Origin of the sequence: Caldibacillus sp. 210928-DFI.2.18 (assembly GCF_020554505.1) — a bacterium.
GTDB lineage: Bacteria > Bacillota > Bacilli > Bacillales > Caldibacillaceae > Caldifermentibacillus > Caldifermentibacillus hisashii.
Map to the genome: position 1 here is coordinate 1 of NZ_JAJCHL010000115.1, position 8,093 is coordinate 8,093.

An 8,093-nucleotide genomic window follows, 5' to 3' on the forward strand; every position below is an offset into this window, starting at 1 on the left:
TTTCACTTGGTTGAGGCTCCATTTTGTCCACGAGAGCCGTTCTATTGGACAGTTTCACCTGATTGAGCCACCATTTTGTCCACGAGAGTCGCTCTATTGGACAGTTTCACCTGGTTGAGGCTCCATTTTGTCCGCGAGAGCCGTTCTATTGGACAGTTTTTCCTGATTGACTCCTCATTTTGTCCGCGAGAGCCGCTCTATTGGACAGTTTCACCTTGTTGAGGCTCCATTTTGTCCGCGAGAGCCGCTCTATTGGACAGTTTCACTTGATTGAGCCACCATTTTGTCCGCGAGAGCCGTTCTATTGGACAGTTTCACCTGGTTGGGCCACTATTTTGTCCACGAGAGTCGTTCTATTGGACAGTTTCACCTAATTGAGCCACCATTTTGTCCACGAGAGCCGTTCTATTGGACAGTTTCACCTGATTGAGCCTCCATTTTGTCCGCGAGAGCCGCTTTATTGGACAGTTTCTCCTGATTAATCCCTCATTTTGTCTGTGAGAACCGACCGGGGACACTGTAAAACTGTTTGAATAAGTGCATTTTCACAATATATAGTAGGGTAAACTAAGGGAATACAGCTAAATATGGTTTTTAGCAAGATTAGTTAGTACATTTTCAGCGGCCTCGAACCGACCTCGTGGACATGTTTCTTCTGTTTAAATTGAGTGTGAACTTACCGAAATACTTTTTGGTGCAAATAGTCGACAATTAATGTGTTGATTTTGTCCCCTTTTTGAACCTTTTGTAAAAGACCCCTATTGTTGCGAACAATATAAACAATATACCGGCTAACAAGATATTGCGATAATTCGTTGATGTATCCGGTAGTTTGTTTGTCGTGTTAATTGGGTTATTTCCGGTATTAGAATGATCGGTAACTGTATTTTTTGCTCCGGAATTCGTATTGTCCGGATTCTTTCCACCGGGTGGATTGGATCCTCCGTTACCATTATTGTCTGAACTGTCTGATGCAATTATTTCTGCATCATTTTCGAAAACTGTAAATTTAGTAAAGTGGTTGGTAGTAACCGTTACTTTACCATCTTGGTAAGTTGCTCCCGGAAGTTTAACCCAAGCTTTTGTGTGCTCATTGTAGTAGTAAACATTTAACTTATCTGGTTTTGTCACTTTGTTTTTATCAACAGTAAATGTCAAGGTAACCGGTTCGGAAAATTGGGTGACACTCTTTCCACCGAGTTGAATGATAAGCTCATAAACCGGGCTGACTGCTCCTTTGGTGTCTGCTAATTTGCTTATAATGACAACTAATTCTCCACCAGCTTCCAGTACGCTGCTTGGAATGCGTATTGAAACGGAACCATTGGCGAGTACTAATGGAACACCGTTTTCCGTTAGCTGAGCCACCTGATCAGCAGTTAATTGGATCTTTATGTTTTCCTTACCATTCAGGTTAATTTCAAGGGCACTGTTGGCTACAACTGCTGCTTCTATTGCATTTTTAAAAGTAGCATCATCTACTGTTGCTACGCCATTGTTGATGGTAGGATTCACTTTATTTTCTCCACTTGGTTCTTTTGCAGCAACAATTCTACCCTCTACACTTGGTGAGACCGGGTTATGGGCGACTAAATAATCATTAAATACTTCATAGTCAGGAATATCAATGTTGATCATACGACCGTCCAAATAAGCCTGTCTTAACGAATCGAAACCGTCGCCGCCTTGTGCAGTAAAGGAATTAGTTGCAACTGTATACATTTGATCTAATTCAATAGGTTTAAAGTTGCCTTCTGTTGTTTTTACTTTTACTGACCAAATTCTTTCGCCAGCCGGTTTATCCGGATCAAATTTAAATTTTAATCCTGACACATGTAGGAAGCCGCCGCTTTGGCTAGGATAGGCACTGACACTATGTTCCAGAGCTTCCAAAATTTCTTTACCGGTTAACTTAATGGCAACGAGCGCATTGTCAAATGGGAGGACGGTACGAACTTCACCCATTGTAATTTCTCCCTGATCGATCGAAGCACGAATTCCTCCACCGTTTTGTAAGGCAATTGTTGTTTCCGGGAAGAACTGTTGCATTTTCCAAACCATACCATCTGTAATCAAATTACCGAGATTTGTTTCTTTCGTTCGTACATTGGCTCTTTCACCGTCTAAAGGAACCGTAGTATTTCCAACAACTTCTTGTAGTAATTCTTCAATTGGTGTATTGAATTCATCAACTTTTTCTTGGAACGCCGGGTCAGCAGCAAATTGTCTGACTCCGTTTGAATCAGCTGTTAAGGAAAGTAATTCTGCCGATTCTTCCTTAATAACCCCGTTTTCATCGAAGGTTACATCTAATTTACCTAAGTTATTTAAATATTCACCTGTCTGAACAATAACAGTAGGTTCATCTTTTTCGATTACTTCACCTTCAGGAAGAACGGTATGCGAATGACCTCCAACAATTACATCAATGCCATTAACGGCTTCAGCTAATTGCTTATCTACATCGTAACCTAAATGTGATAAAGCAATTATTTTGTCAATACCTTTTTCTTCAAGAAGAGATACTGTGTTCTCAGCTTCCTCAACGGCATTTTCAAATACAATATTTTTACTTGGACTTGCAATGTTAGGGGTATCTTCAGTGGTTAAGCCAAAAATACCAACTTGCTCGCCATTAATTTCTTTGATAATTGCCGGATAGATATTTCCACCATCGCCCGGTTGTCCCGGTTCATTGAAGGCATATTTTCCAAGAATCGGGTCATTCGTAAAGTCAATATTTGCGCTGACAAATGGGAATTTCGCTTCATTAACAAAATTGGCTAATGTTTGAGAATCTTTGTCAAATTCATGATTCCCAAAAGTCATCGCATCGTATTTTAATTCATTTAAGAAATAAAGATCGGCTAATCCAAGATGAACATTGAAGAACAGAGTTCCGGAAAAAACATCACCGGCATGCAGTAACAAATTATTTGGGTGATCTGCACGAATTTGATTCACCGCAGTTGCTAAATATGGAAATTGTGTGACACGTGCATGCGTATCATTTGTATGCATAATCGTTAATGAAAAATCTTCATCAGCTGCTGGTTCTTCATCAAAATTGAGTTGAGCCAAAACGGGATCATGGTCCGATACTCTTCCATGTTCTTCCATATAGGATGCGTTTAGATGCAGAATTTCAACTTGAGCATCATCTGCAATATCCTTAGTTGTTAAAATGTGATCTAAAACTTGAGAATTACCTTCATAATTATAGGTGTAGCGGTCTTTTAAAGGTACGCGATCAATTAAGTTCTCTAAAATATTCCCCTTTAATGTTTTAATAGGATTAGAGAATTGGAAATCATTCAGATCACCTAATACAACAACATTTGCATCAGGATCTTCTGCAAGAATATTTGAAACAAAGCCATTTACCACTTTAGCAATATTAATTCTTTGTGCTTCACTACTTAAAGTTGGTGGTTGTGTTTGTCCAAATAATGGTGTGTCGCCACCTTTTGAGTTAAAATGGTTGGCAATGACAATCACATCTCTACCATTAAAGGTAAATTGAGCTGCTAATGGTTTTCGACTATCTTCAAAAGCCTCATTGGTTGGATCAATTCTTCCCGGGTTCAATGTAAGCGAGCCGTTTTCAAAATCAACCGCTTCTGTGGCTGTTCCTTTTTTTCCTTCAGTAAGTTGAACGCGATCCGGATTGTAAAGGAAGCCGACACGAATATTGCCACCGGGTTGACCGCCATCTTCATTGTTTGCAGGGGCAATATCTGTCCATTCATATGCTGGACCACCGGCTGCTTTGATGGCATCGATTAATGCTTGATAATTTTGACTTGCATCAGTTGTACCTGAATTTGTTGCGCCATCATTATCTTGCATTTCAACTAGACCAAGTATATCCGGTGACTTTAGATGCTTGGTAATTTGTTCTGCAATCTTCGCAGTCTTATCCTTTTCACGCTTACTATAGTTTTCAATATTATAGCTGGCAATAGTTAATGAATCCTCATCACCACTTAACGTACTAATTGGTTTTGTATAAGCTCTTTCCGTTAGTTCAGGTAAGGAAGACTTGTTTGCGAACACTTTGAAGTTACTGAAGTCATAAGTTAGCACGCCGGTAACTGTGCCGTTAAACTGATCGCCAACCTTAGCTTTAAAATTATTGTCGAACAAATCTAGTTGTATTCTTTCAGGGTTCGCTGTTTCTTCAGTTAACAGAACGCCACCTTCTGTTGTATATGTTTTATCTTCAACTTTTTTGGCGACGACAGGAACTTCTCCATACTTTTGTGGACCGACAACTACGGGACTATCCATTGAAACAAGCATGCCTTCCACCGTTTCATAATAGTCAATACCATCTTGTTGCGGATCAAAGGTTGAAAAACTGTCATTGTCAATAACTGATGTCGGTGGATCTAATTTAACCGGTTCAGGCAGTGCAACACCTTGTTCGATGACCGAAACAGCTGAAGCATTAATTTCAGTAACAGGCAAATCAATACCGACCTTATTACCTGTAATGACCCATTCCTTTACAGTACCACTGACTTTGACTTTGTTACCAACAGATTGACCGTGACCACCTGATTTATAAACTAATATACCTTCTGATGTATTTGTATTACTGTCAGGTGTTGTTGATTGCATGTAGAAGTTGTTTTTATCTGCTACATAGGTAACGACACCTTCAACATCTTTTACCAATTTGTCTTTGTAAGGCGATTTATGCGTTTCACCTTGGATTTGGCTGATGGTAACAACCTGTCCTTCAACTGGTTCTTCTTCAACAGGTGGTGCTTCGTCAGCAAACCAAATTGATGAAATACCGTTGATTCCCGGTACAGAAAAGTATTCACCCAATTCACCGGTTATATAGACTTGTTTGCCAACAATATTCGGATTCGTCTGTAATCCAACTTTTCCCCTGAACTCAGTTTTAACTTTAACAGGCATGATTTTGGCCGGGTCTCTTTCAGTCGGACTATCTGCAATTGCAATATTTGTGTCCCCACTAAAAGGTGCTTCAAAATCATATTTATTCGGTGAAGTCGTATGCCCAACAATATACCCCGTAACTGTTGCTGTACCGGTATTATTACTAATAGCCTCTTCAACAGATATGCCATTTACGTCAGCCGCACTTGCTATTTGTGCAAGCGGTATACAATAGTTTACTAGTAAAGCAAAAATCATTGCAAAAATGATAAGAAAACGATTTTTCACTCGAACCACAGTTTCTCCCCCTTTAATACTATGTAGGCCCCTGTCCAATATCCAATATAAACATCATGTATACATTAGAATCTTCTCGATAATACCACCTCTCCTTTCAGTAAAAACTAGTAAATCAGTAAAACGTGGACTAGCCACAATTAATTTATATCATATTTTTAAAAAAGAAAATATAATAATAGATAAAATTTAATATAAAATCAAATGAATTAAAATGCTTTTACAATATATTAATATATTGTAAAAGCATGCTACCATGAAAAATAAGCCAATACATCCCATTGGCTACCTTTAAAAAAACCATTTTCATCCTCTGAGGTGTGGCTTGGGCGCTACATGAGGGATTATGGAAATATTTTCCCCATGACTCCACATTAGATAATAATTCTACAAGTGTTTTATGGAAACAAACTTATGTAATAAGGTTTATTTTGCCAAGTAGATAGAATAATAATCAATCAGTGAATTTTATTCTTTATACATGCGTTTTTTTAAAAAAACTACAAATTGTTTTGAATAATACAGTCGTATTTTGCCCCCTTAGCGAAAAAACTTGCTAAGGGGTACTGTTTTTCTATATTAACATTACCAGTGGGACGATGAACCAGTCCCTATATCAACACCATCGCCACAATTGTCGTTACAACCAATCCGATACAAACGGGCAACAAGTTCCTGCGTGCCAATTCAAATGGATCGACATTACAAATCGCGGCAGCCGGGATCAAGGCCCAAGGTACAAGGGTCCCGCCGCCAACCCAAATGGCAGAAATTTGCCCTAGTGCGGTTAATGTTGCAGCACCGTCGCCAATCGCATGGGAAAATAAATTGGCAATCGATCCGGACAACGAAATCCCGGAAAAGCCTGAACCGTCCAGACCTGTAATGGCTCCCACAACAGCCAGTGTCGCGGCACCAATTTCCGGTGTTAACGGAACGACATGTGCCAGCGCAACCCCCAGGTCATTAACAATGCCGTTCGAGGACTCCGGTAGATAGTCGCCAATGATCGTGGTAAAACCTACATCACCTAAATAAAAGAACGCAGCAATCGGAATCACCGGTCCAAACACTTTAAAGCCAAATTGAAACCCGTCGATCATTCGCTTTGTTGTTTTTCTCAATCCGCCGACTTTGAAACCAATCATATTAATAAGGAGAAAAATTAATATCGCTGTTCCTCCGACTAATGCAGTCGCATCGCCTCCTTGAAGATTAAAGGCAAACATGGCAATGACATTAAGTGCAAAAAGCAATGGAATGAGAATTGCAAACACAATTTTCTGCTTATGAGACAAAGCATCGACCTTCTCAATTTTTTCAACAGCTCCATCAAAAGCTTTGACATCTTGTAATCTTCCTTTTTTTACATCCCTCATTAGAAAAATAAAGGCAGTTACTGTAGTAACCACGCCCATCACGATTACAAGTGGAATGCTCGCTGAAATAACATCCCCAACCGGCAATCCGGCTGCATCTGCGGTTAATTTTGGAGCGGCTTGGATGATGAAGTCACCGGACAAAGCAATCCCGTGGCCGAATAAGTTCATTGCCATGGACACACCTAAAGCGGGGAGCCCGGCACGAATAGCAACCGGTAGAAGAACGGCACCGAGTAGGGCAACCGCCGGGGATGGCCAGAAAAAGAGTGAAATGAACATCATGAGAATGCCAATTGTCCAATAGGCCAGTGACGGTGTCCGAATGATTTTTGCAAACGGGGCAATCATGACATCATTAATCCCGGTTTGCGTTAATGTCTTACTCATGGCAACAATAAGCGAAATAATGAGAATCGTGGGCAAAAGCTCCGAAATTGCGTATAAAAAACCGGAAAAGATGCTCATGATCGATTTGGTTAACGAACCACTTGTCACAATGGCAATAACAAAAATTCCGACAATACAAAGTATACTCGTATCCAATCGGCTGACCATGAAACCGATAATCAGCAAGATAAACAACAAGTAAATCCAATGAACCAACGTAAGCTCAACAACCATGCAAAAGCTCCTTTCAATGAAATGAAAAAACGGAAACTGAGCCTTTTATTACATTTTATGCCGGGAAAAACATGTGGTGATAAGGGGACTTTTTTGCACCGGAGTACAGGTTTATCTATATTCTTAGGCAAATGAAACTAAGTTCTCCGTAAGCCTGCAACTTCAAAGAGACCCCAAAATTTTATGTCAAAAAATAGCAATTATTGTCGATATAATTAATGTGGTTAGTCATGCTGGCATATAGGACAAAGCTTTCATCCCAAATGATAAATTCCTGTATTTCCCAACATTATCATAGGGATGATAAACTTGTCCCTACAAGGGAGGCATTTGATGTTAAAAAAAATCAGCAAGAAAAGCAAAGTTATCGCAAGCATTATTTCTGTTCTTCTTATTTTTTCTCTATTGATAGGGATTGGATTAGCAAAAGGGCATTCAGAGAGGGACACAGGATCAGCCCCAAATAAAACAGCGACTGCTTCGTTTGAAAAGGCGAAGGACAATCAAAAAGTAAAAGAAACTTCCAAGGAGGAAACGGAACAAGCTACTGAAGAATCGGTAACAGAGCCGGCCGATGAAGTTCCTCCGGCTGAGACAAACACGGATTCAACCACTACGAAGCTTTCTGAACCGGTTACCAAGTACGTGAATATTAGTTCTTTAAATGTACGGAATGGGGCAGGTACGGAATTTCCAGTCCTGACGGTTGTGACATTGGCTCAAGAGTTAACGGTTACAAGTGATTGACTTGGACACAATAGAAGTACAAAAGGATAGTTTTAAAAGAAAAGCGGAGGGGCCCGCTTAGCGACGTACAAACTGGAGCCCCCCGCAATGAGAACAGATTTGCTTCCTCGAATAGACATCGCACGAAGAAAAAGC

Annotated in this window: 3 protein-coding genes; 1 reads left to right on the top strand and 2 read right to left on the bottom strand. The window is 40.0% G+C overall.

Going from position 1 to position 8,093, the window contains the following annotated elements; translation table 11 throughout:
- Positions 1–711: 711 nt before the first annotated feature.
- Both LIZ98_RS16000 and LIZ98_RS16005 read right to left on the bottom strand, forming a co-directional pair.
- Positions 712–5,208, bottom strand: coding sequence for a 5'-nucleotidase C-terminal domain-containing protein (locus tag LIZ98_RS16000; RefSeq protein ID WP_227140238.1), 4,497 nt, complete (start codon positions 5,206–5,208; stop codon positions 712–714).
- Between the two features lie 611 nt (positions 5,209–5,819).
- Positions 5,820–7,211 (bottom strand): hypothetical protein, encoded by a 1,392-nt coding sequence (locus LIZ98_RS16005; RefSeq protein WP_227140239.1) that lies wholly within the window; start codon positions 7,209–7,211, stop codon positions 5,820–5,822.
- Positions 7,212–7,544: 333 nt separating this feature from the next.
- On the opposite strand from LIZ98_RS16005, the gene LIZ98_RS16010 reads away from it, so the two are divergent.
- Entirely contained in the window at positions 7,545–7,958 is a 414-nt protein-coding gene (locus LIZ98_RS16010; protein WP_227140240.1) for an SH3 domain-containing protein, read from the top strand.
- Positions 7,959–8,093 lie beyond the last annotated feature (135 nt).